Annotated in this window: 19 protein-coding genes; 5 read left to right on the top strand and 14 right to left on the bottom strand. The window is 50.1% G+C overall.

Going from position 1 to position 23,775, the window contains the following annotated elements; translation table 11 throughout:
• Positions 1-34 precede the first annotated feature (34 nt).
• The 6 genes from ACQ4MZ_RS27640 to ACQ4MZ_RS27665 form a co-directional block, all read right to left on the bottom strand.
• Positions 35-277: a hypothetical protein gene (locus ACQ4MZ_RS27640; protein WP_430850688.1), complete on the bottom strand. Its 243-nt coding sequence runs from the start codon at positions 275-277 to the stop codon at positions 35-37.
• Positions 278-484: 207 nt separating this feature from the next.
• On the bottom strand, positions 485-868 hold the full coding sequence (locus tag ACQ4MZ_RS27645; RefSeq protein WP_430850690.1) for a RidA family protein: 384 nt from the start codon (positions 866-868) through the stop codon (positions 485-487).
• A gap of 44 nt (positions 869-912) precedes the next feature.
• On the bottom strand, positions 913-3,066 hold the full coding sequence (gene recQ / locus ACQ4MZ_RS27650; RefSeq protein WP_430850692.1) for a DNA helicase RecQ: 2,154 nt from the start codon (positions 3,064-3,066) through the stop codon (positions 913-915).
• A 62-nt stretch (positions 3,067-3,128) separates the two neighbouring features.
• The gene (locus tag ACQ4MZ_RS27655) at positions 3,129-5,234 is read right to left on the bottom strand and encodes a ComEA family DNA-binding protein (RefSeq protein ID WP_430850694.1); all 2,106 of its coding nucleotides are present in this window, start codon (positions 5,232-5,234) and stop codon (positions 3,129-3,131) included.
• A 36-nt stretch (positions 5,235-5,270) separates the two neighbouring features.
• Positions 5,271-6,134: a carboxylating nicotinate-nucleotide diphosphorylase gene (nadC, locus tag ACQ4MZ_RS27660; RefSeq protein ID WP_430850696.1), complete on the bottom strand. Its 864-nt coding sequence runs from the start codon at positions 6,132-6,134 to the stop codon at positions 5,271-5,273.
• Positions 6,135-6,151: 17 nt separating this feature from the next.
• A complete protein-coding gene (locus tag ACQ4MZ_RS27665) occupies positions 6,152-7,921 on the bottom strand; it encodes a capsule assembly Wzi family protein (RefSeq protein ID WP_430850698.1) in 1,770 nt (589 codons plus the stop codon).
• Between the two features lie 126 nt (positions 7,922-8,047).
• On the opposite strand from ACQ4MZ_RS27665, the gene upp reads away from it, so the two are divergent.
• A complete protein-coding gene (gene upp / locus ACQ4MZ_RS27670) occupies positions 8,048-8,692 on the top strand; it encodes a uracil phosphoribosyltransferase (RefSeq protein WP_223406303.1) in 645 nt (214 codons plus the stop codon).
• Between the two features lie 12 nt (positions 8,693-8,704).
• Here the strand turns inward: upp and ACQ4MZ_RS27675 are convergent, their stop codons facing one another.
• Positions 8,705-11,788, bottom strand: a complete 3,084-nt coding sequence (locus tag ACQ4MZ_RS27675; RefSeq protein ID WP_430850701.1) for a carboxypeptidase-like regulatory domain-containing protein — start codon at positions 11,786-11,788, stop codon at positions 8,705-8,707.
• Positions 11,789-12,076: 288 nt separating this feature from the next.
• On the opposite strand from ACQ4MZ_RS27675, the gene ACQ4MZ_RS27680 reads away from it, so the two are divergent.
• The gene (locus ACQ4MZ_RS27680; RefSeq protein ID WP_430850703.1) at positions 12,077-13,144 is read left to right on the top strand and encodes a mannose-1-phosphate guanylyltransferase; all 1,068 of its coding nucleotides are present in this window, start codon (positions 12,077-12,079) and stop codon (positions 13,142-13,144) included.
• Positions 13,145-13,369: 225 nt separating this feature from the next.
• Here the strand turns inward: ACQ4MZ_RS27680 and recF are convergent, their stop codons facing one another.
• Positions 13,370-14,467, bottom strand: coding sequence for a DNA replication/repair protein RecF (gene recF / locus ACQ4MZ_RS27685; protein ID WP_430850705.1), 1,098 nt, complete (start codon positions 14,465-14,467; stop codon positions 13,370-13,372).
• A gap of 124 nt (positions 14,468-14,591) precedes the next feature.
• Between recF and pdhA the strand changes: the two genes are divergently transcribed.
• Both pdhA and tatC read left to right on the top strand, forming a co-directional pair.
• Positions 14,592-15,623: a pyruvate dehydrogenase (acetyl-transferring) E1 component subunit alpha gene (gene pdhA, locus ACQ4MZ_RS27690; RefSeq protein ID WP_430850707.1), complete on the top strand. Its 1,032-nt coding sequence runs from the start codon at positions 14,592-14,594 to the stop codon at positions 15,621-15,623.
• 104 nt (positions 15,624-15,727) lie between these two features.
• Positions 15,728-16,615 (top strand): twin-arginine translocase subunit TatC, encoded by an 888-nt coding sequence (gene tatC, locus ACQ4MZ_RS27695; protein ID WP_430850709.1) that lies wholly within the window; start codon positions 15,728-15,730, stop codon positions 16,613-16,615.
• A 25-nt stretch (positions 16,616-16,640) separates the two neighbouring features.
• On the opposite strand, the gene ACQ4MZ_RS27700 is transcribed toward tatC, so the two are convergent.
• The 5 genes from ACQ4MZ_RS27700 to ACQ4MZ_RS27720 form a co-directional block, all read right to left on the bottom strand.
• Positions 16,641-17,735 (bottom strand): aminotransferase class I/II-fold pyridoxal phosphate-dependent enzyme, encoded by a 1,095-nt coding sequence (locus tag ACQ4MZ_RS27700; protein WP_430850711.1) that lies wholly within the window; start codon positions 17,733-17,735, stop codon positions 16,641-16,643.
• 8 nt (positions 17,736-17,743) lie between these two features.
• Complete coding sequence (locus ACQ4MZ_RS27705) at positions 17,744-18,766, bottom strand: dipeptide epimerase (RefSeq protein ID WP_430850713.1); 1,023 nt, start codon at positions 18,764-18,766, stop codon at positions 17,744-17,746.
• A gap of 29 nt (positions 18,767-18,795) precedes the next feature.
• Positions 18,796-19,671, bottom strand: a complete 876-nt coding sequence (locus ACQ4MZ_RS27710) for an NAD kinase (protein WP_430850715.1) — start codon at positions 19,669-19,671, stop codon at positions 18,796-18,798.
• 104 nt (positions 19,672-19,775) lie between these two features.
• Complete coding sequence (locus tag ACQ4MZ_RS27715; protein ID WP_430850717.1) at positions 19,776-20,447, bottom strand: CBS domain-containing protein; 672 nt, start codon at positions 20,445-20,447, stop codon at positions 19,776-19,778.
• 90 nt (positions 20,448-20,537) lie between these two features.
• Positions 20,538-21,311, bottom strand: a complete 774-nt coding sequence (locus ACQ4MZ_RS27720) for an alpha/beta fold hydrolase (RefSeq protein WP_430850719.1) — start codon at positions 21,309-21,311, stop codon at positions 20,538-20,540.
• A 365-nt stretch (positions 21,312-21,676) separates the two neighbouring features.
• Here ACQ4MZ_RS27720 and ACQ4MZ_RS27725 point away from each other — a divergent pair, with 365 nt between their 5' ends.
• Positions 21,677-22,588, top strand: a complete 912-nt coding sequence (locus tag ACQ4MZ_RS27725) for an alpha/beta hydrolase (RefSeq protein ID WP_430850721.1) — start codon at positions 21,677-21,679, stop codon at positions 22,586-22,588.
• Between the two features lie 8 nt (positions 22,589-22,596).
• Here the strand turns inward: ACQ4MZ_RS27725 and ACQ4MZ_RS27730 are convergent, their stop codons facing one another.
• Positions 22,597-23,772, bottom strand: a complete 1,176-nt coding sequence (locus ACQ4MZ_RS27730; RefSeq protein WP_430850723.1) for an SDR family NAD(P)-dependent oxidoreductase — start codon at positions 23,770-23,772, stop codon at positions 22,597-22,599.
• Positions 23,773-23,775: the final 3 nt, after the last annotated feature.

Raw genomic sequence — 23,775 nt, forward strand, 5'->3', positions numbered from 1 at the left:
CCATGAGAAAGCTAAATTACTGAATCGGCTTGGTTCAGTAATTTAGCAGCTTGGTACTCGCCGAAATGTGCAATAATCTTTGATTGGCCAGTCGGGCGGTAGTCTCTGATTTCAACGAGTCGGCAGACGCGAATTCAAATGTCTGTGAATCGGTTAGCAATTGGTCTGCATATTCAGGAGCCGAAGTGCCGCCATCTTTTGGCGCTATTGGCGAAGAATTGTACATTTTTTCTACACTGTCGTGCTGGGCCGTTCCATACCGGGCTTCTTTTTGCATTACGCACAGTACCAGTAAAACTGAGGCAATTAGAAGTGTAATTCCATTTTTCATGTTAAGAGATGCCTATTGTTTAGGGTTCTAAATCAGACAACACTTTCACAAAGAGCAAATATTGCGCCAGAAGGTTGGAATCACAGTTTCAAATGGTGACAAAAAAAGCCTGTTTTCACCGGGAAACAGGCTTTTTTTAAATATTTCGATATATCACTGTACTATTGCGGTGAATTCGATCTCAACAAGGTAGTCGGCCGACACCAGTTTGCTGATTTCATAAATCCCTGTGGTGGGCTTAATCTCCCCAAAATATGCGCCATGTGCGCGGGCGATGTCTTCAAAAAGGGTAATATCCGTTGTGAAAATTCGTGTGCGAACCACATCTGCGAGGCTTGCGCCCGCATCTTGCAACACTTTCTCAATGCGTTCGATGATATTGTTGGTTTGCGCATAAGCATCATCGGCCTTCACTTTTTCGCCGTCCACGATAGCCACCGTCCCGGCCACTTCAATGATATTTCCGATCCGTACTGCCCGGCAATACCCCATTTTGTCTTCCCAGGGAGATCCTGAGAGTATATTTTGTCTTGACATATTATTGGTTAAGTATTTGAAAACGTAAATATAAGCACGTGCTGCTAGTTTTGCCGTTCCTCTTCCCAAATCGCAAGCGCCAGCCGGATTTGCCCGTAATCGTATCGCTCGTCCAGTAGTTCGAATAGCGGCTTCAATGGATCATTTTTTCCGACGTGAATTTCTTCGGCGGCGGCGATGATGGTTTTGTAGGCCTCGGGTTCAATGAGTGATTTTAAGTCGACACCTTGGCCGTCTTCTTTTAGCTTCACCAAATGCGAAATGATCGTTACGGGGTTTAAATTCCGCTTTTCGGCGATCGCTTTAATGGAGTAGCCTTCCTTGTAAAGATCGAAAGTTTCTACGAAAGTCATTCCTTTCATCACACGGGTGCCAGGCGCATTGTTCTCCCGGGCGAAATCGAGGATTTCGTTGATGAATGCTTCGCCGTATCGACGGAATTTTTCGGCACCTACACCTGAAATAGCCTTCATTTGCGCTTCGGAAATCGGCTTTTTCTGGGCCATTTCCGAAAGCGAAGCGTCGCTAAATACGACATATGGCGGGACGCCCAGTGTATCGGCAAGCTGCTTGCGGAGCTGGCGGAGGCGTTCGAAAAGGGCGTCGCGGATGATTTCCTGTTTCGGTTTTTCCTTTTTTAACAATTCTTCCTCTTTCGCCTTCCGTTCGGCGAGCGGGATAAATTTTACGAGTTCTATTTGCCGCTCGCCTTTCAAGACCTGCCAGCTTACAGGATTCAGTTTAAAAGAATGCGCCTCGTCGTAAGCAATGTCCATGACGCCGGAGTTCAGCATTTGCCCCAGGTATTCCGACCATTCGTCGCCGCGCAGCTCATGCCCGACACCGAAAGTAGGAAGCCTTTCGTAGCCGTGTTGCAGGATATTCCGGTTGCGGCTGCCGCGGAGAATGTCGATGAGCATACCCATGGCAACCTTTTGTTCGGTGCGGGCAATGCCTGATAGTGCTTTTTGGGCGATAATGGTGGCGTCGAAGCGGGTACGTGGGTTGCGGCATACGTCGCAGTTGCCGCAGTCGTGATCCACCGGCTCGTTGAAATAGCTCAAAAGAATGCGCCGGCGGCAAATATCGGCTTCGGCGTATTGCTTCATCCGGTTCAGTTTTGCGTGTAGCAATTCTTTTTGCTCAGCCGATTGATCGGAATTGTTGATCATATCCTGCCGGGTGATAATGTCCATGTAGCTGTAAAATAGCACGGTATCCGCGCTCGCTCCATCACGGCCCGCCCGCCCGATTTCCTGGTAAAAGCTCTCGACATTGGATGGCAGGTTATAGTGGATTACCCAGCGGACATTCGATTTGTCGATCCCCATTCCAAATGCGATCGTTGCGACGATGATTTGAATATCGTCTCTCAAGAAATTCTCCTGCACTTGCGAGCGCTTGTCGCCTGTCATGCCCGCGTGGTAGTACGCAACGCGAAAGCCTGCCTTTTGCAAGCTGGCTGCCACCGTTTCAGTACCTTTTCGGCTGAGGCAATAAATAATACCGGGCTGGCCTTCGTGCCGGTTGATGAAGCGCTGAATTTGTTCGATTCGCTTTCTTCCGGGTAATACATTCAGGCTCAGATTTGGCCTGTCGAAGCTGGAAATGAAGGTTTCGGCGTGCTCGATATTGAGTTGTTTGAGGATATCGCGGCGAGTGACGCGGTCGGCAGTGGCGGTGAGGGCTACAATCGGCACGTCGGGGAAGCGGACTTTTAGAAGGTTCAGCTGGCGGTATTCTGGCCGGAAATCGTGGCCCCAGGACGAAATACAGTGTGATTCGTCGATGGCGAACAGGCTCACGTTCCATTCCCGCAGCAAATCGAAGGTATTTCCTGCAAAGAGCCTTTCCGGCGCGATATAGAGCAGTTTCAACTCCCCGAGCTTGATTTGCCACATGATCTGGTCCTGTTCGGTGCCCGAAATAGTGGAGTTGAGGAATGCCGCAGTAATGCCATTTCCACGCAATGCCTCAACCTGGTCCTTCATCAGGGCGATCAGCGGGGAGATTACAACGGTAAGCCCTTCACGGAGCACAGCCGGTATTTGAAAACAGACTGATTTGCCACCGCCCGTAGGCATAAGCACCATGCAATCGCGGTTAGCCATGATGGTGTCGATGATTTCGGATTGCTGAGGGCGAAAGGAGTCGTATCCGAAATATTTCTTTAATGCTTCAAGTTTGTTAATGGACATGATGTACTGATTAATGGTATTTACTTCAAAAGAATTTCCTTTCGCGCAGCAAAAATACGGCTTCAAAACTGATACATCACCTGTACTTTGGCCTCGCTTCGCTTGTTACCGTTAATTTCGTTGAGTCCTGAACTGATCTTTTCAATGTCTGAATACCGTGTTTGCGACCATCTGAGCCATATTTTAAGCTGTTTTGCAATGGTATAGCGCAGCATTAAATAATGCCGGGTACCGGTGTCGTAATAGGCCGGGATCGAGAATGCGTAGAGCATATCTTTCTCATACACATATTGCCGGCTGTCGTAGTCATCGGTTTTGAAAAACGCCAGCCGACCGCTGATTTCAACTTTTTTCAAATGCCAGGACACGTCCTGTACGATCGTAAAGCCGTTTGAGCCTTTGGAATGCCCGTTTTTCAGCCCGCCATATTGCAGCCGCGTCCGGAATGCGCACCGGAGCGGAATTTCGTAATCGATATTGAACATAGCTGTCCGTTTAATGGATCGGATCAGCGATGGATTAACGACTTCTGCCGCAGGATCATTAACCTGCTTATGCTTCTCATGAAACAGCCCATAGGCACTCAGCCGCTTCGAAGGTTTCCAGAGTAAATGCAGGAAATAATCGAATCCGCGGGAAGGTTTATCGACCTGGTATTTCAGCCACGGGAACCGGAAATAATCGAAATAGGCGCTCCATTGCCACTTCCGGGAAGGCGACCAACGCATTCCGGCATAGGCGCCGCGCTCATTAATAGGCCGCGTACCTTCGCCGATAGGATTGCCGTAAAATGTGTGAAAGTGGCGGGCATAATGCCGGGCCATTACCGATACATCGACTTTCCTGCCAACGCTTGCAATGAGGCCGCCGATTGCGCCGGTGCCGCCGCTTTTGGAAATGGCGGTTTCGGCGAAGAAACGGATGTTTTGCCAACGGTAGTCGCCATGCAGGCCGGCAATCAGGTTCTGCCTGCCCGAAAATTCATACCGGTTATAAGGCAGATCACGCTTTTGGATAAAAGAATCATAACCGGTATGGAGCATTGTCAACCCAACCTGGCCCTTTTGCGAAGCCAGTCTATGCAGCAGATGCAAACCTGCAATCTGCTCGCGAAGCACATTGTGTTTCTCAATTTCCGAAGGCGTGCGGTGGTAGCCTGTAATCGGTAGCGAAGTCGTAATGCTGGAATGAATGCTGTCCGCCTCCTGGGTGGCGTCGCGTTTGGTTTTGGAGATTAAAATGGTCAGATCGGTGCGTGGGATAATACGCCACGTAGCTGCAATGCCCCGGAAAAAGTTGGCTTCGGTGGCCGAGGTATAAGGTTTAAGGCCGGTTGTGCTCCTATAAGCGGTTCGGATCACCTCCGAACCCTTTCCCAGTGAAAATCCTGCGCCGGTGATCATTCCTTGCCCGGCTTGCATTTGAAAATCGCCGATAATCAGACTTTTAAGCCTTCCCCGGTTGAGGATTTGTGCATGAAAGGAAGTGTAATCGATGCCCAAAATCTGCCTGCGTGCATTCCAGTGCCATATTTCTTCGCCAGCATCTTTTTCCAATGTAATTCCAAAACTATACGCGCCGCTCCGTGCATTGCGGTAGCGGATGTAGCCGTTGAAAGGAGGCCCCTGATAGCGTGTAGTCGCATTAGAGTTTGAGTCCAGCGGTGCGAAACCCTTTTGCCGCTCCATCAATCTACCCGAACGAACCATCAGGAAATGCTGACCAGGATTTTTCAATGCATCTTGAATGGAAACTGCTTTGGTACTAATTGTTATAAAGGGTAGTAATCTCCGAATCGTGTAAATGTCAAACCCTGGAACAGCCTGTAATTCGTAAAGCGAGAGCAATGCACCCGTTTTTGCACGGTAGTCGAAAAAGGAGCGGAGCTGTTCTTCGCTTAAAATAAATGTGGCGGCAAGATCGTCCGGTGTGGCGGTGTTGAGATCGAGCGGACTGGCGTAGAGCTGCAAAAGCGCCTCGTAAAGGTCTTCGGAGTCGTCCGGCGGGACAGGGAAGAGTTCGGCGATGAACTGGTTGATGTCGATCTCAGGCCGTGGCGGCTCCTGGGCAAAGGCCAGGAAGGGAATGCAAATGCCAAGCAATGCGGCTGCCCATAGGGAATAGCCGGTAGGAAACCCTTGAAGATCAAAAGCGTATGTGGTTTTCATCGATCTCAGCATACGCTTTTGATATGAATGAAAAGGTTAAAAGGCTTTCAGACTTAAATCCAGACTTCGCGCCTGATGCGTGAGCGCACCGCTGGAAATCCCATCCACACCGGTTTCGGCCACTGCGCGTAATGTTTTTTCGGTAATGTTGCCGGATGCCTCTGTTTCGTATCGCCCGCCGATCCGCTTCACCGCTTCCCGCAGGTCGTCCAGCGAGAAGTTATCAAGCATAATAATGTCGACCTGGCCGACACGCAGCACCTCGTCCACTTCGGCAAGGTTCCGCGTTTCGATCTCGATTTTCAACTTCCGGCCGGTTTCTTTCAGGTACTTGTTAGCCCCGGTAATCGCCGCTTCGATGCCGCCGGCGTAATCCACATGGTTGTCTTTCAACATGATCATGTCGTAAAGACCCATCCGGTGGTTTACCGCGCCACCGATTTTCACCGCCATTTTTTCAAATAGCCTGAAATTCGGGGTTGTTTTGCGGGTATCGAGCAGTTTTACAGGCAAATCCTTGATCAAATCCGACATTTGCCGCGCATAGGTGGCGATACCGCTCATGCGCTGCATAATGTTGAGCACCAGTCGTTCGGCTTTCAGGATCAGGCGGGCGTTTCCTTCTACCGTAAAAACAATGTCTCCTGTTGATACGACGGAACCGTCAAAAAGTAACACATCAATTTTCGGAAGGGGGTAACCGTAATATTTTGCGGTTTCATCGAAGATAATCTGCGCCACTTCCACACCGGCGAGCACGCCGTCCTGTTTCACCAGCAGCTTCGCACGTTTGGTGGCATTTTCGGGTACGCTGGCGAGGGATGAATGGTCTCCGTCACCGATATCTTCCAGCAATGCAAGCCTGAGAAGATTCCGGAGTTCGTGGGGGTCAGTTTCCATTTTGGTAGAAATTAAAGTCAGTAGGTTTGTTGCCGGTAGGCCATATTATAGCGGATGGCAATCGAAAAGATATTGGAGTTGGTGGCGACCTTCGCGTCCTGTGAGGTCACTTTTCGCATCAGGTAGCGGCCATCGAGGAACAGATTGTGAGCCAGAGAATACGACAAGCGCAAATCGGTAAATAAGGTTGTCGCTTTAATGCCCTGGCCGATTTTCTGGTTTTCTTCGCTTTGCCCGTCCCGACCTACATGACGGGTTTCGTAACTTTTTGAAATATCGCCTCCGTAGTTCATCAAAGGCTTGTCAGATGGATCTTTACCCTGCATGGCCGACATTACCGTGCCGTAAATTGAGAGCCTCGGCGTGACTTTATAGCGTAAAATTCCCAGATACTCCCGGAAATTAGCCCCCAGCGGGTGTGCGAGCGCTTGCCCGTAATGCATGTAGTTGCGCCCTCCGTCCTTGTGCGAGTACGTGTAGGGGCGTACGACGTTGTATTCTGCCTGCAAGTCGAGATTAGGTATGCCAAATGCGTCCACATATTTGGCACCGAGCTGGAAGCTGTATTTGTTGGTCCACGAGCCGCTGCCATTGAAGAGGTATTTGGTCAAAAACTCGTCGAGAACAAACTGGCTGTAAATGGAGGCGGTTTTGCCCACAAGCCAGCGGAAGTCGAAGCCGAGCAATGCATTGTCCTGACTACCGATGTAGGATTCTACATAACGATAGAAGATAATGGGGTTGAGGTAATTGAGGTCGTAGCCGCCGCCCACGGAATCGCGGTTGAAAACTTCGGCTTCAAATACCCCGAAATTGATTTTGTCGGTTAGGTTAACACTCAAATGGTGGATCGCCGCGAATTTCTTTTTTCTTAAAAATTCAGAGAAACCATCCTCGGCGCCGTCGATCATGCTGGTCCAGAGGTTGGTATAATGGAACCGGCCGAGCTGGGTATCTAATCTTAAAAATAAATAAGGACTGCTGTTGTCGGAAAGGATCAGCGAGCGGTAACCACTGCCGAAAGTGTTGTAATCGTGCCCGAATTTCACATTAATCGCTTTCAGCGGGCGGAAAGTAATATAACCGCGTGCCGAAAGGAAGTCGTTGCCGTGGTTGCGGGTTGCTTTCGCGAGCCCCTCACCCGGGAAGCTGTATTTCGGCGCAAAGGCACTTACATAGCGCGGAAAGCGACCCTGATTATCGGATACGAAGGTATAAAAGCCCAGCTTTTCATTGATCATCCCCCTGATCTCGACCCCACGGCCGGTAAACCAGAGCGTCTGATGCGACGTGGTGTCGTAGCTGTTGTCTTTTCCGATGAAATTGGTAGTAGTAAAATTGAAATGCAGGTCGAAATCTTTGTTGTGGATGCTGTACAGATCGGCAGGGTGATGGAAAAACTTGCGTTTCTGCCCCGGAGGCGGTGATTTAAACCAGCCCAGCCGCGCCAGCTTGTTATATTTGGCCGAATCGGTGGAAATCATTCCCTTGGTCCATTCCCAGCTGTCCTCGCGCAGATAATCGATCGTTTCCCAGTCGCGGTCGGTCAGGTCAACGGTGCCTTCTTTTAATATGGAGTCGGTTAACGCAACTACCGCTTTACGCTCAAAAGGCTTGGCGTTGAAATGAAAACCTTCGGAAAATTTACCTCTTTTGATTTCCAGACGATCAATGAGATGATAATAGTCGTCGTTTAGCGGAACGAAAGCACTTTGCGCGTGTACGTAAGCCGAGGATACCAGTGTTAAAAACAGTAATTTAAAAAGCCGGATAATTCCTTGATACATAGGCAACAAAAATCTACTACGACCGCAATTGGAGCTTTTGCACGTAATTTTTAGAAATGGTGTTCCAAATTACGTCAATGAATTTGTATTATCTTGCATGGAGTAGTCTAAAAAACTGTCACTCCCATGTTTTTACTTTCCCAGAAACCTTCCATAGCAGATCACTACCTGGCCGAATTGCGTGACGTAAATTGTCAGAAAGACCGGATGCGGTTTCGCCGGAATATGGAACGGGTAGGAGAGCTGCTGGCTTATGAGATGTCCAAAACGCTCACTTTCAAAACGGAGAAAGTAGAAACGCCGCTCGGTACCGCACCGTGCCGATCGATGTTGCAGCCCATCGTGCTGGCTACCATTCTGCGCGCCGGGTTACCGTTCCACCAGGGCTTTCTGAATATTTTCGATAAGGCCGATAATGCATTTATCGGGGCCTACCGTGGGCACCATATCAATGCAGAGGAGGAGTTTACGGTTGAAATGGACTACATTACCAGCCCCGATCTGACGGGTAAAATCCTGGTGATGATCGATCCGATGCTGGCAACCGGCCGCTCCATGGAGAAGGTTTACCATGCATTGCTGCGCTTCGGCATTCCTTCGCAAACCCATATTGCTTCTGTCATTGCCAGTCCCGAGGGCGTTCAGTATCTGCAGGAAAGAATACCGCAATGCCGCCTCTGGCTCGGTGCCGTGGACCAGAAGCTGAACGAGCAATATTATATAGTGCCAGGCCTCGGCGACGCCGGCGACCTGGCTTTTGGCGAGAAATAGATTTTCCTGCACTCAGTTCAGCAATTCATCAAACATAATGGACACATAATACGTGCTGCCCACGTTCGGGCTGCCGTATGACTGGAAGTAAGATTTCCCGAACAGATTCGTGCCACCCAGCTTGATGATCGATTTGATCGCGGGCACTTTCCAGCTAACCTGCGCATCAAGGTTACTGATCGCCGGCACCCTGGTGTTCGAGAATACCGGCACATCGGTGGTCGTAGGCACGACAAAGCTCGACTCCCACAAAAAAGCCTGCTGGTAGCGGTACACGACATTGAATCCCCAGGTGTTGGAGCTGGTAATGCGGCGGCCAAGGCTCACATTGTACCGGTATTTAGGAGTATTGAATTGCGAATACTGTACTTCGGGAGATGGAGTAAAGTCTTTCAACTCATTGTTCGCTACATTACCGCCGATATTGAACCCTTTCGGCAATGTATAATTCAGCCCGATCGCGAAGCCCCGCGTGGTTATCGTCTCGGTTGTATTCACGGTCCTCGCGTATCCCTGGTAACTACCCACCCCAATGCCTGATTCAATAGGCAGACCTGGGGCAGCCGCAGCAGTAGGCACAACAATCACCGTCCCGCCAATGAGGTTTTTGTATTTGCTGATATAATAATAGGCATCGATGAAGAGTTTTTTCGCGATAATGCCCTTATAGCCAACCTCATAGGAGGCAATGCGTTCCGGTTTCAGTTTCACCGGCTGGTATTTAGGCAGTTTCCCCAATGCATATGCCTTCGCCAGGTCAGGGACCAGCGCCGGAACCTGGGTGGCGAGAATACCCGGCAATTGCGCCGACAATACGCCCGGAAGCGTTTGGTTGACGCCCGCCTTGATGGCCGCCTGGATCACTGCCGGGTCGTTCGGAATGGTTCCAGCCGCTACTCCCGCATTAACCTGCGCGGTCACCGCCGTGGTGACTTGTTGCGTAATGGCAGCGGTAGCCTGTTGGGTCACTACCACCGTAGCATATTGCTGTGCGCTCTGGACCACCGATGGGTCACTTTGCACCACGGCCATCACCGCAGCTTCGGAAAGGTTTTGCCGGAGAATGCCACTCGAAAGGTTGTAGCGTGAATCAAACTCAGGCAAACCGCCAACCAGCGTTCCCGATGGTGTCCGGAGGTCGATGTATTGGTTCTGCGTCGTGGGGATACGGAAGCCTGTTTGATAAGAGAGGCGGATATTGTGCTCGCCAAATGTGGTCACCGCCGACACGCGCGGCGTGAACTGGCCGTCGAAATTCTCGTTTTTGTCGTAGCGGATTGAGCCTGTCAGTTTCAAATGGTCGGAAAGCAGGTTTTTGCCGGCTTGCACGAATGCGCCCCATTCATTAATAGGTATTGTTCCGTCGCGGCCCTCCTTGGTATCGGCAAATAACGTCCCGGCAGAGCGGAGCGTGTAAAGGCGGTAGTTGGCTCCGGCGATCAGTTCCAGAAAGCGGACCTGGTTTTTGAAATTGTAAAAGCCTTCTGCGTGGTACATATTGGTTTTATCTGCAAAACCACCTCCGCCGTTCACAATCGGCATGTTCCGGTATTTATCCAGCAGCTGGTTAAAGGTGGCGCTGCCCGGTTGCGGCATTCCCTGATCAGCAAACTGCCGGGCGGTTGCGTGTGCATCTGCCTCCGCTGCGCCCGCATCACGCGCCTGTACAAAGGCGCCCACATATTGTCCGAACCAGGTATTGTTTGGTTTGATCTCGCCGAGCATGGAAACCGCCGCGAGGCCTGCGAGGTACGACTTGCCGGAACGTTCCTGTGTGGTGTATGCCCTCACGGTAAAATTGTCGCCCCGAAGCTCCAGTTTGGCCTGGGTAAGGTTAAAATCTCGCAATGAGTAACGGCCGGTACCGGTATAGACCGTGGTTCCATAGCCATAATTGACTTGCGCAATGGCCTCCACTTTTTCGTTCAGGCGATAATGTAATGCGGCATTAGCCTTGAAACTTTTGGTATCGTAATCCACCAGGTCCCGCTCCCGGATCCCGGTGCGGCTGACAAAAATATTGGGCACAAGCCCCACCTTATCCTGAGGAATCTGCCCGGACGCAGCAAGCGCTTTCGCTACCGCGTTGATATTCGTCTGGATTTCATCGCCGTATACATTCGTACCGTCGTAGTCGAGGTCCGTGCCTTTTCCGCGGCTCGGATCCGCATTACCGCCTACGTTCAGGTTTGTATAATTGGTGGCCTCCCAATCTTTCGCCTGGATGTAGGACAGGTTTACCTTGAATGCAAATTTGTTGTTGAATGCCTTTGCATAACGGATGGTAGCCTCTGCAAACGGGGTGGTGGCTTTTGAGCGATTCTTTTCATGCATGATTCCGCCTTTGAGATTCGCGCTTATCCCCTGATAGAGGAACGGACTTTTGCTGTTCATTAATACCAATCCATTTACCGCGTTGGGACCGTACAGCGCCGATGCCGCGCCGGGAAGCACCTCTACGCTCTCGACGTCGAGCTCGGACATACCGATGATATTATCGAGCGGAAAGTTGAGTCCCGGCGCCTGATTGTCCATACCGTCGATCATCTGCACGGTACGCGGGTTACCCGTCGCACCAAACCCGCGCATGTTGATGGATTTGAACAAGACACCCTGGGTGGTCATGTCGATGCCTTTCAGGTTTGCGAGTGCGTCATAAAAATTGGTTGCTGGCGTGTCTCGAATACCCCGGATATCGAGCTTTTCTACCGCTACCGGCGATTTCATCACGCTTTCCTCCACACGGGAGGCCGAAACGACAATTTCCTTGCCGAGCACCGGCTGTTCCACCATTTTGATATTCAGGTCCGACATGCTGGCAGTGACCGCAATTTCCTGCGTTTGGAAGCCAACGGAACTGACAATGATAGAAAATGGGGGATTCGAGGTGGTACTGAGAGAAAACTTACCTTTCGTGTCGGTGATTGTACCGGCTACTTTACCCTGTATACGAATGCTAACGCCGGCCAGTGGTTCCTGGGTAACCGATTCGGTAACCTTTCCGGTCAAACTAATCTGCGCAAAAGAATGTTGGCAAAACAACAATAAGAAAAACAAGAGAGGCAGATTTCTGGGGGATGCAGAAGTTCGGATCATGGTTGGTTAGTGGGTTGATGTCTGTAACAAGTTACTAAGAAATAGATTTTGTTTACATAATATCCAATTTTTTCTTTGGGTATTTATAATGCAAAGGCAGGTGTCTTCGGAAAACAAATGGTTCGATCACTCGAAAGGAATTTAATGCAATGACGAAAAACCGCTATTCGCGCCATGAACTAACTTTCCGGGACTTTTCCGATGCCCGGATTGAGCATACTGAGTCTTTATCATTAGTTTTGAGAGATTTTATTTAACGTTATAACAAACATACCTTACACAACACAGATGCAGGACACTTATGTGATAATCATGGCAGGCGGCGTCGGAACCCGTTTTTGGCCGTTCAGCCGGACGGATTTCCCGAAGCAATTCCATGATGTGCTTGGCACAGGAAGGACGCTGTTACAGCAAACGGTCGACCGTTTCGACGGCGTTTGCCCTATCGAGAACATTTATATAGTAACCAGTCAGGAATACAAGGAGCTGATCAAACAGCAGATTCCGGAATTGACCGACGACCAGATTCTCCTGGAACCACACCGGCGAAATACCGCGCCGTGCATTGCCTATGCGTGCTACAAAATTGCGGCCCGCAACCCGAACGCGAACGTAGTGGTAGCGCCTGCGGACCACATTATCCTGAAAGAAGAGGTTTTCAAGGATACGATCAAGGTTGCGTTGGGAGCTACCCGTAATGAGGACATCCTGGTGACGCTGGGCATCCAGCCGACTCGTCCTGATACCGGTTATGGCTACATCCAGTACATTCCGGATAAGCTGACTGTTAAAAAAGTAAAGTCATTTACCGAAAAGCCCCATCTGGAATTGGCATTGCAGTTCCTCGACAGCGGTGATTTTGTGTGGAACGCAGGTATTTTCGTTTGGAATATCAATGCATTCAAAAAAGCGCTGACTCAATTCCAGCCCGACATTGCTGAAATTTTCCAGGGCGGGGTCGAACATTATTACCTCGATTCGGAGGATTCGTTCATCCAGCGCGCTTACCAGCATTGCGGCAGCATTTCCATCGATAACGGTATCATGGAAAAGGCCAATAATGTGCACGTTGTATTGGCAAGCTTCGGCTGGTCGGATCTGGGAACGTGGAAGTCGATGTACGAAGTTTCGGAAAAGGATGAAAACCTGAATGTTACAGACGGCAACCTGATCCTGCACAATACCACGAACTCGATCATCAAGACGCCGAAAGACAAGCTGGTAGTCATTAACGGCCTCGACGGTTTCATCGTCGCCGAATTCGACGGCGTGCTATTGATTTGCAAAAAGGATGATGAACAGAAGGTGAAGGAGTTTGTGGCACAAGCCAAGGAGCTGGATCCGAAATATGTTTAATGCGGTGATTTTTAATGCATGCCGCTTGAAAAGCCAGGTCGTTTCGATCTGGCTTTTGTTATTTTAATTAGGTAACCTTGATTAGTGTTGAATCAAAAACAATGCTCGCTATGTCTGACCAAGAGATGAAAACCGAAGCAATTCGCCTGATAAACGAAATAGACACAGATCGTATGGAAGACTTGTTATCGTGCCTTCGTGTGTTCAGAGAGCAGCAAGACTAAATCATTCTTTCAACACCTTCTCAATCTCAAAAAAACGCACATCGGCCTTCACATGCTCTAAAATCCTTTGCGAGCGCTCCGGACGGGCGTCGGTGATGAAAACCTGCGACAGGAAGCCGGTATCAATGAGTTCAATGAGTTTATGAATGCGGCGGTCGTCGAGTTTATCAAAAATATCATCGAGGAGCAGAATGGGTGTTTTGCCCTTCTCTTCTTTTAATAATTCAAATTGCGCCAGTTTGAGGGCAATCAGGAAGGACTTTTGCTGGCCCTGCGAGCCGAATTTTTTGAGGGTAACCCCGTCTATTTCGAATACATATTCATCCTTATGCACGCCTTTGCCCGTACGTTGTGCGTGCAGGTCGCGGCTACGATTGCGACGGAATTCGGCTGGGAAATCGGGGCTGGCGACTTCGCTTTCATAGATTACATCCACTTTTTCATGCCCGCTGCTGAGGAATTCGTAGTATTTGCAGAACAGCGGGATGAATTTTTGCATGAACGTCGCGCGGTGCTCGTGAATGCGCTGCGAGAGGACGATCAGAGGCTCATTATAGGTTTCGAGCAGGTCTTCGTCGAGGTAATTTCTTTCGGCGAAAAGTTTTAAGAGACCGTTTCGCTGGGTGAGGATTTTGTTGTATTGCAGGAAGTCGCCCAGGTAGCCGGGCACGGCCTGGCCGAGTACGCCATCGAAAAAGCGGCGGCGTTCCTCGCTGCCGTCGCGGATGAGGTCGGTGTCGTCGGGCGCGATGAGCACGACTGGAAACAGGCCGATATGGTCGCTCAGGCGGTCATAATGCTTCTTATCGGCCATGAAAACCTTCCGCTGGCCGCGTTGCAGGCTGCATGTAATCTGGATATGCTTCCCGTGCTCGTTGAATACGCCATCGATGAGGAAGAAATCGGCGGTGTGGCGGATGCCGAGGGCGTCCTGGTTGTGAAATGCGCTCTTGGTAAGGGTCAGGAAATAGATTGCGTCGAGCAGGTTGGTTTTTCCGCTGCCGTTCTCGCCCACGATACAGTTCACATGTTTTCCAAAAGTGAAGGCCTTCTCCTCATAGCTTTTAAAGTAGGTAAGACGGAGCTTTTCTAGCCACATGAACTTCTTTGTTATTTAGTTTATGCTTATTTTCGCACATCATTGCGTGAGTACGGCAAAACAGACTCTGTTCATACCATAACTTTAAGACAAAGTTCTGTCTTTATAAACGAGAACCAAATACATGGCCACCGTTACTGAGAAAAAGAAAGCATCAGCCCCCAAAAAGTTACAGCATCCGAAGGAGCAATACATGTTCTGGTTCGAGAATATGCTTTTACAACGCCGTTTTGAAGAAAAATCAGGCCAGTTGTACGGTCAGCAGAAGATTCGTGGTTTTTGCCACCTCTACATCGGCCAGGAAGCCTGTTCTTCCGGCGCGGTGAGTGCCCTGAAAAAAGGCGACAAGTACATTACCGCTTACCGTGATCATGGTATCCCTCTCGCATTGGGCACGAGCCCGAACGCGATTATGGCGGAGCTTTTCGGCAAAAAGACCGGAACTACCAAAGGTAAGGGCGGTTCTATGCACATTTTTGATAAAGAAGTAGGCTTCATCGGAGGCCACGGTATCGTAGGCGGCCAGATTCCACTGGGCGCAGGTATCGCATTTGCAGAGAAATATAACAAAACCGATAACCTGTGTATCTGTTACTTCGGTGATGGCGCGATCCGCCAGGGTTCATTCCACGAAACGCTGAACATGGCGATGAGCTGGAAGCTGCCGGTGATCTTCGTCGTTGAAAATAATGGTTACGCAATGGGTACTTCCGTAGCGCGTACATCCAACGTTACCGAGCTTTATACCCTTGGCGAGGCATATGACATTCCTTCGGAGCCTGTTGACGGTATGAGCGTTGAGGCGATTCACGAAGCGGTTTCCCGTGCGGCGGAACGCGCCCGCAGAGGCGACGGACCTACTTTCCTCGAATTCCGTACTTACCGCTACCGCGGACACTCCATGTCCGATCCTCAGAAATACCGTTCGAAAGAGGAGGTAGAAGAATACAAACACCGCGATCCGATCGAGCAGATCCGTGCGGTGATCCTTGAAAACAAGCTGGCTACCGAAGAGGAGCTGGAAAACATCGATAAAAAAGTAAAAGATATCGTTGCGGAGTCCGTGCAATTCGCCGAAGAATCGGAGTGGCCGGACCCGAAAGAGGCTTACACAGACGTGTACGTTGAGAACGATTACCCTTTTGTAATGGATTAATTGATCCAGAACGCATGAATAAAAAACCCGTCGGATCACTTCGACGGGTTTTTTAAGTAATTTCAGCTTTTCACTTAGATTGAGTTCTAGTAATAACTTAAAATATGTCCCTGGATCAGGATTTTGACAGAGAGCAGGAGGATGAAGACGGCGATGGCAAGGAGATGTCGTTCCTTTCGCATCTCGAAGAACTAAGATGGCATGTTATCCGCGCCGGTGCTTCGATTCTCGTATTTGCGATTCTTGCCTTCATTTATATTCAAGAAATATACCATTATGTAATCATTGCGCCGTCACAGCCTGATTTCTGGACGTATAGAATGCTCTGCAAACTGTCGGAAATCACCGGTTACGAGGATTTGTGCGTAAAGAGCCTGAACTTCAAATTGCAGGTGATCGGAATGGGCGATGCGTTTACGATGAGTATGACGTCGTCGGTGATCGCAGGTCTGGTATTTGCCTTCCCTTACGCATTCTGGGAAATCTGGCGGTTTATCGAGCCTGGTCTGAAACCTTCTGAAAAACGGTCGGCGCGGGGAGCGGTGTTTTATGTGACTACACTGTTTTTCTCCGGTGTGCTGTTCGGCTATTACGTGGTATCGCCGCTTGCTATCAACTTCCTTGCCAACTACACGCTCGATCCGACGATTATCAACGAATTCAGTCTTGCTTCGTATATTTCGCTGGTGGCGACACTTACACTGGCCTGCGGGGTGGCATTCCAGTTGCCGATTGTGGTGTTTGTTTTGTCGAAAATCGGAGTACTCACGCCTTCGTTCATGCGCGAATACCGCAAGCACTCGATGATTGTGATCCTGATCGTAGCGGCGGTGATTACACCTTCGCCGGACATTTACAGCCAGGTACTCGTGGCCATTCCGCTATTCTTGCTTTATGAATTGAGTATCATGGTTTCGGCGAAAGTGGAGCGTGAAAAGCTGGCTGAGGAAAAGCGCCTTGCCAAACTAGGCGGAACAACTACCGAAGACTAAATACAAAGATTGGCTTTAAGAAATATCAAGCATTAAACCGCTTACAGACCTCGGCCAATCGGTCGAGGTCTTCTTTTTGGTGCAAACTGCTAATCGCAATGCGCGTAACAGGCGCGTCCGCAGGCGATGGGTAGGGGAAGCAGGAGGCCATAATACCGTTTTCCAGCAAATGCTCGAATAATGCGGCGTTGGAGGAACAGAATACGGGGTAACCTTCTATGCATTTAAAAAGCGCGGTACCTTCCATTTTTGCATTGATATAACCAATATTCTTCATCAGCAAAGCGCGCGCCGCCGCATATTTGCTCTGTTCCAAAAGTGTTTTCAACGCGTACGCATAGGCGGGTGCGGGCGGAGACCCACCTGCGAACCAGGGCGATTTTCGCACCATTTCAACCACACTTTTTGAACCCCAAACAGCACCTGCGGGAATGCCCAGTGCTTTGTTCAGGGACGAAGCAAAGATGGTTTGCTTCGAAAGCTTTGGATGTATTTGTTCCATCACACCATTTCCGCGGGCTCCCATCACACCCAGCGAATGCGATTCATCGATGATGAGCCACACATTCGCTGAATTTTGAATAGCATTAAAGAGGGTAAAATCAAATGCCTTCACCATCGGCGAACCTACGGCATCCGTACAGATTATATGCGCGACATCCGGCTCGGTTGCATTGATTTTTCGAGCGGTTTGCATTATCCACTCGCTCCATTCACCATTGTTCCGCTGAAATCCATGGCCCCATAATGCGGGATGAACGCCGGGTGCATAATGGTAGAAGATTCTGGCGATGTCACGCTTTCGTTGAACAACGTTCTCAACTTCTTTCATCAGCAACTGCCCCGCCCACATGCCCGACGAGACAATCAATGCAGACTCAGTTCCCAGAAAATGAGCGAGTTGTTGTTCGGCATCATCGTAAATGTCAAGCCGCAAGCTGTTATTCCTCGAACTACCATAATGATTTCCGAAAGTTTCCGTAGCCGAATGTACGTATCTACGAAAGTCTTCGTTGTGGCCCATTCCAAGGTAATCCGTGCCGCTGAACCACAAAAATTCCCGTCCGTCGGTTGTAACGACGGTCCGGCCGGGAAGTTTGGTGGTATGGAAGGTGTTCACAGCGGAACCTATAAAAATTCAGGCTTCAAGGCGGCTCCGGTGCCATTGCCCTGGGCGTAAATCACTTTGCCAAAATCGAAAGTAACGCCGGTGGCGGGATCGTTGCGGATGAGCAGGGAACCGTCCATATCGACGTAATCGAGCAGCGGAAGCAAATGCGCAATGGCCGAAATGCCGACGCTGGTCTCTGTCATGCAGCCGACCATCGTTTTCATGCCTAATGAGCGCGCTTGTGCGATCATCCGCAACGCAGCGGTAGGCCCGCCGCATTTGGTCAGTTTTACATTAATGCCGTGAAAAAGGCCGTGACATTGCTCGACATCTTCTTCAACAATGCAACTTTCATCCGCAATCACAGGCAATGCGCTCGATGCAAATACCTTTTTCATTCCCTCAATATCATCCGCGGGTAGCGGTTGTTCGATGAATTCCACACCTAATGCGGCCAATTGAGGCGCTATTTCAATGGTTTTCTCTGCTGTCCAGCCGCAGTTAGCATCCACGCGGAAAAGTGCGTCGGTGTTTTTCCTTAATTCCCGTACAATGCGCAGGTCTTCATTCGTACCGAGCTTGATCTTGTAAATAGGCCAGGGAAGCTCTTTCATCTTCTCGACCATCTTTTCCACAGTATCAATACCGATCGTAAAATTGGTCATAGGGATATTCTCGGGCGACAGGCCCCAGCTTTCGTACAGCTTCTGGCCTTTCTTTTTAGCAAAATAATCCTGCGCGGCCTCGTCCAATGCACATTGTGCGAATGAATTGTCTCTGAGCAGCGGGTGTACCATGGTCCAGAGCTCTTCTGCGGAAGTGTATTTTCCCTTTTCAACAATGTCCTTCACCATATCGAGCGTCGCGATCATGTTACCGATCGTGATGCCATAATAGGGGTTGGAAGTAGCCTCGCCAAAGCCGGAATAAATGCCATCGCTGAGCTGGACGATGAGCGTCTGCTGTACATCGCGCGAGTCGTGCGCGATGGTGAAGGTATGTTTGAGTTGGAGGTCGAAGGTGTGGTAAGTAAGGCGCATAGGGTGTCAGAAGTGGTGATTTCGGGGGCCTAGTTACGCATGTCGAGCCCCCACGATAGTTTGCTTCTCAATGTATTCAAAAAACTGTCGTCTTTCATCTTGATCAGCCGTGCAATGAAGCCGGCTTTGCGCACAAGCAGCTGCGTGTTCTCATCCACAATGCGCGAGCGTGCGTCGAGCGAAACGAGGAAATTGCTGCTGCGACTCTTTACTTCGAGGCGTATTACGGCGGTATCCTCTACCACGAGCGGGCGCACGTTGAGGTTGTGCGGGCTGATGGGCGTGACGATAAAGTTTTGCGAATGCGGCACAAGTACCGGCCCGCCGCAGCTCAATGAATAGCCTGTAGAACCTGTGGGTGTCGATACGATAAGCCCGTCGGCCCAGTAGGAGTTCAAAAACTCATCGTTCAGGTAAGTATGCACAGTGATCATCGACGACGTATCGGTTTTGGTGATGGTGAAATCATTCAAACCGAAGTTCAGGCCGTCGAAAAGATCGATATTGGACTCAACTTCCACGAGCGTACGCTCGTCGATGCGAAACTGGCTGTTTTCGAGCGCGGCGATCATGTCGGTAATGCGTTCGGGCGGCACGGTAGCCAGGAAACCCAGGCGGCCCACATTGATACCGATAGCGGGTGTTTGCCGCTTGCCGACGTGCGAAATCGTTTCCAGCAGTGTGCCGTCGCCACCCATGCTCACGATGAGGCGTGCGTCGAAAAGGTCTTCCGGTTTTTCATAAACCAGTTCGGAATAATGCGAAATGCCGGCCTGGTCCAGAAATGTCCTGAATGACTTCGAAAGCTGGACTTCAACTTTTCTGCGCGCCAGTTCATCGAACATATTTTCAATGAATGGCCTTGCGGACTCATTAAAGTTGCGTCCGTGAATGGCGATTTTCATGAAGGAAAAGTAAAACGTGTGGTTTCAGCCGAAAGATACACGACAAACGGTGCGATTCAAAAGCCGCATGCACATTTGAAGCGTCGGGCGTCGCGCTTGGGATGCTAAGTAGCCAGATAGCGCAAAAGCATATCGAGGCGCTCCTGGTCGAGGCTTTCGATCGGGTCGTTGGCGTGCGCTTCTTCGATTTCGTACCCGAAGCGTTCAAGCGTTGCGATAATGGGGGTAATGTGCGTCCGGTTCAGTTTCAAGGTCAACCGGGCTTCGTTGGTTGGATTATAGACTTCTCCCGACGAATAATAACTGCTCAGGATTTTGACGCCGTTTGACTCGATCAGTCTGCTAATTTCTGAAAGCGAATAGTTTCTTTCTTCTATTTTGAGCACAATTACAGCCCCTTTTTCCTGCACACCCAGCTCGTTCACAAAATGTTCAACGAGGTCGTTCACAAGAATACTGCCCGCAAATGACCGGTCGTCGTGAAGCACGGGGATGATCAGCAGGCCAAATTGGTTTACCAACCGGAGCAGCTCGTAAGGATGCTGATCTTCGGTCGCGAAAATGTCCTTATGCTGGATGATTACTTTCGAAAGCTGCTCGGAAATGTCCGTAATGTCGAAGAGAATATCTTCAGAAACAATTCCCTGATAAACGCCCGAGTCGGCGATGACCAATTGCTTCACGCCAAACTCATCCATCCAATCCAAAGCCGTACCCACCGAATCGTTCGGTTTCAGTACAGGGATCATAGGATTTATCAGAGTGGCTGCGAGCATAGGTCAGAACGTCATTTTCCGAAGCTATAAAAAAACTATATATAGATCAACTATCGTAACAAAAGAAATTTTCCGGGAATTCCCGGGCGTTTACGCCATCGGAACCGACACGTCTTTTTCCAGGAAACTTTCCAGGATCAGGTTGAACTCGTGCGGGTGCTCCATCATCGGAGCGTGGCAACATTTATCGATAAAGTACAATTCCGAATTGGCTATCAGGCGATTGAACTCGTAACCTACATGCGGAGGGGTAATGGTATCGTTGAGACCCCAGACAAGCAGGGTAGGAACGGTGATCTGGTGCAAATCTTTCGCGAGGTTATGGCGCTGGGCCGATTTCGCGATGCCTACGATGCTCATACATTTCGGGATGCTCGAAGTTGTTTCGAACACCTCGTCGATGAGCTCCTTGGTAGCCACTTCCGGATCGTAAAAGGTATAGGCTACGCGTTCCTTGATATAGTCATAACTTCCACGTTTCGGGAACGAGCCGCCCATCGAGTTTTCGAACAGGCCCGAGCTGCCGGTCAATACCAGGCGCTGTACATTCTCCTGGTTTTTCAGGGTGTAAAGCAGGCCGATGTGCCCGCCCAGCGAATTACCGATCGCCGTAACGTTGGTGAGATTTTTAAACGAAACAAAGTCTTCCAGAAAGGCGAGTAATGCTTCCAGACCGGCTTCACGCGGGGGAAGCGAGTAAATCGGAAGCAATGGAATAACGACCCGGTAACGGTTTGAAAAATGGTCAATAATACCGTCCCAGTTACTTAATGCACCGAAAAGGCCATGCAAAAGCAGTAACGTTTCGCCCTTTCCCTCATCGATAAATTGAAACCTGCCCTCTGCATGTACTGTATATTTCATTCTTTTGTGGATTTAAGACGATTTATAACTTATCAAAGAAACTAGTGCATGATTAGGATACTCTACAAAACTAGCTATTTTTTTGATTGTTCAATGGGGCAAAGTAACAAACGCGTTTCGAATTTCTTGTAAATATTATATTAATATTAAAAGAATTAGTCGAATAACACAGAATGGTGCAATTCTGTTCGCTCCATTCCGAAGGTTTTCCGTGCGCGTTGCGCAGGTAAATTTTGTCGAACTATGTCTTAACCCATTGTTTGCCGGCCGTTAGCGCAGCAGGGGGTTCTGCGTCACCGGGCGGTTAAACAGTGTAACCGAAATTTAGGTAGAAAAATATCTAATAGGAATTAGAAAAAAATTAAATGATAAAACTATCCAGCCTTCTGGCCTCCATTGGCCTTGTTCAACTTCTGGCGATGCCGGCACAAGCTCAGACCGAAATGGCACTTTACCCGGATCGCATCCCGAATGCCATTGAGGCGGAAAATCAGGAAACCAATGAAAAAGCATACGTTAAAAATGTATCGAAGCCTACATTGACAGCATTTCTTCCCGCGGCAGGCACCGGTAATGGTGCAGCGGTGATTGTCTGCCCCGGCGGCGGTTACGGCGGACTGGTAATCGAGCGGGAAGGATACCGCGTCGCAAAAGAGCTGAACAAAGCCGGCATTGCCGCATTCGTGCTGAAATACCGGTTACCCAGCGACCGGATCATGAAGGACAAGGCGATAGGCCCGTTGCAGGACGCCCAGCAAGCCATTAAAACGGTTCGTGAAAAGGCAAAGGAATGGCAGGTCGACCCGGCGAAGATCGGTATTATGGGTTTTTCGGCGGGTGGTCACCTTGCTTCTACGGCTGGTACGCATTACGACAGCACTTTCATCGAGAACCCGCAAAAAACCAGCCTTCGTCCCGATTTCATGGTGCTGGTATATCCCGTGATCAGTTTTGAAGGAAAAATCGGGCATAAAGGGTCGTCCGCGAACCTGCTCGGCGCGTCTCCGTCCGCCGAACGCATCAACTACTTTTCCAACGATTTACAGGTGACGGCCTCTACGCCGCCCGCGTACCTCACGCACGCGGGCGACGATACCGTAGTGCCGGTGTCGAACAGCATTCGCTTTTACGAAGCATTGAATGCCAAAGGTGTCCCGGCCGATATGCATATCTATTCACAGGGCCAGCATGGTTACCCCAAAACGCCGTCATTCGACGAGTGGTTTGGCAGGTGCCTGCATTGGATGCAGGTAAGTGGTTTTATACCCGCTAATTGATCACGCCTCTAATTAACATCGGCTGTCGGCAGTCGGTTGTCAGATACACCCTGCGTGCCAGGTGCGTCATCCAAAGCTTCGTAAGGTGAATTGGCGCTGATGTATTCCGGAATCACCATTTTTAACACGCTCACCATTTGCTGAGGCTCGCCGGAGTCGAGGGCTTTTTGCAAAGCTTCCAGCATTGCACGCATGCATCGGGAAGGGCGGTCGGGAAAAGGCATCGTGCAGAGCTGTCCAGGTGTGGTCCCTTTCTCGCCGGTGTGTAATACTTCCGTCAGTTTTTCGCCCGCTCGTAATCCTGTGAAAATGATGGGAATGTCTTTCTCCGGCTCCATTCCCGCCAGCCGGATCATGTCCCGGGCGACCTTTGCAATGCGTACCGGTTTCCCCATGTCGAAGGACAGCACTTCGCTCCCGCTGCTTTGCGCCGCGGCCAGTAATACCAACTGACAAGCTTCCGTGACCGTCATCAGGTACCGCTCGGCATCAGGATGGGTGACGGTAACAGGCCCGCCCTCCCGGATTTGCTGGGCGAAACGGACGAGGAATGAGCCATTGGAACCAAGTACATTTCCGAAGCGGGTGATAATGAACTGAGTGCATGCTGGATGTTCGTGGCTGAGATATTGCAGATAAAGTTCTCCGAAATGCTTCGTAGCCCCCATTATACCGGCAGGTCTGATGGCTTTGTCGGTGGAAATGTACACGAATTGGCCGACGCCTCGCGCAACGGCAAGATCGGCAAGAATGGCGGTACCAAAAACGTTGGTCTTGATGGCCTCGTAAGGGTGGCGCTCCATGAACGGCACGTGTTTGTAGGCTGCGGCATGGAAAACGATGTCGATCTTATTTTTCAAAAACAGATCAGTCATGCGCCGCGCGTCAGTTATGTTGGCGATGAGGCAGGTAATGTGCGTTGCAGGGAATTGCCGTTTCAGCTGATAATCGCGCTCGTAAAGCGCAGTTTCGGCCTGGTCAATCAAAATCACTCGTGCGGGCGCACAGGCGCATACCTGTACGGCGAGCTCGCTGCCGATCGTGCCCGAAGCACCCGTGATAAGGATGTTGCGGTGGCGAACCCGTTCAAAGGCATTTTGTAAATCCGGGACGATAGGTTCGCGGCCGAGGAGATCTTCCGGCCTGAATGTGAATGGGAGGTAGGTGTGTCGTTTGGTTTGCATACG

It is taken from the genome of Dyadobacter sp. BHUBP1, from assembly GCF_050587785.1.
Classification (GTDB): Bacteria; Bacteroidota; Bacteroidia; order Cytophagales; family Spirosomataceae; genus Dyadobacter.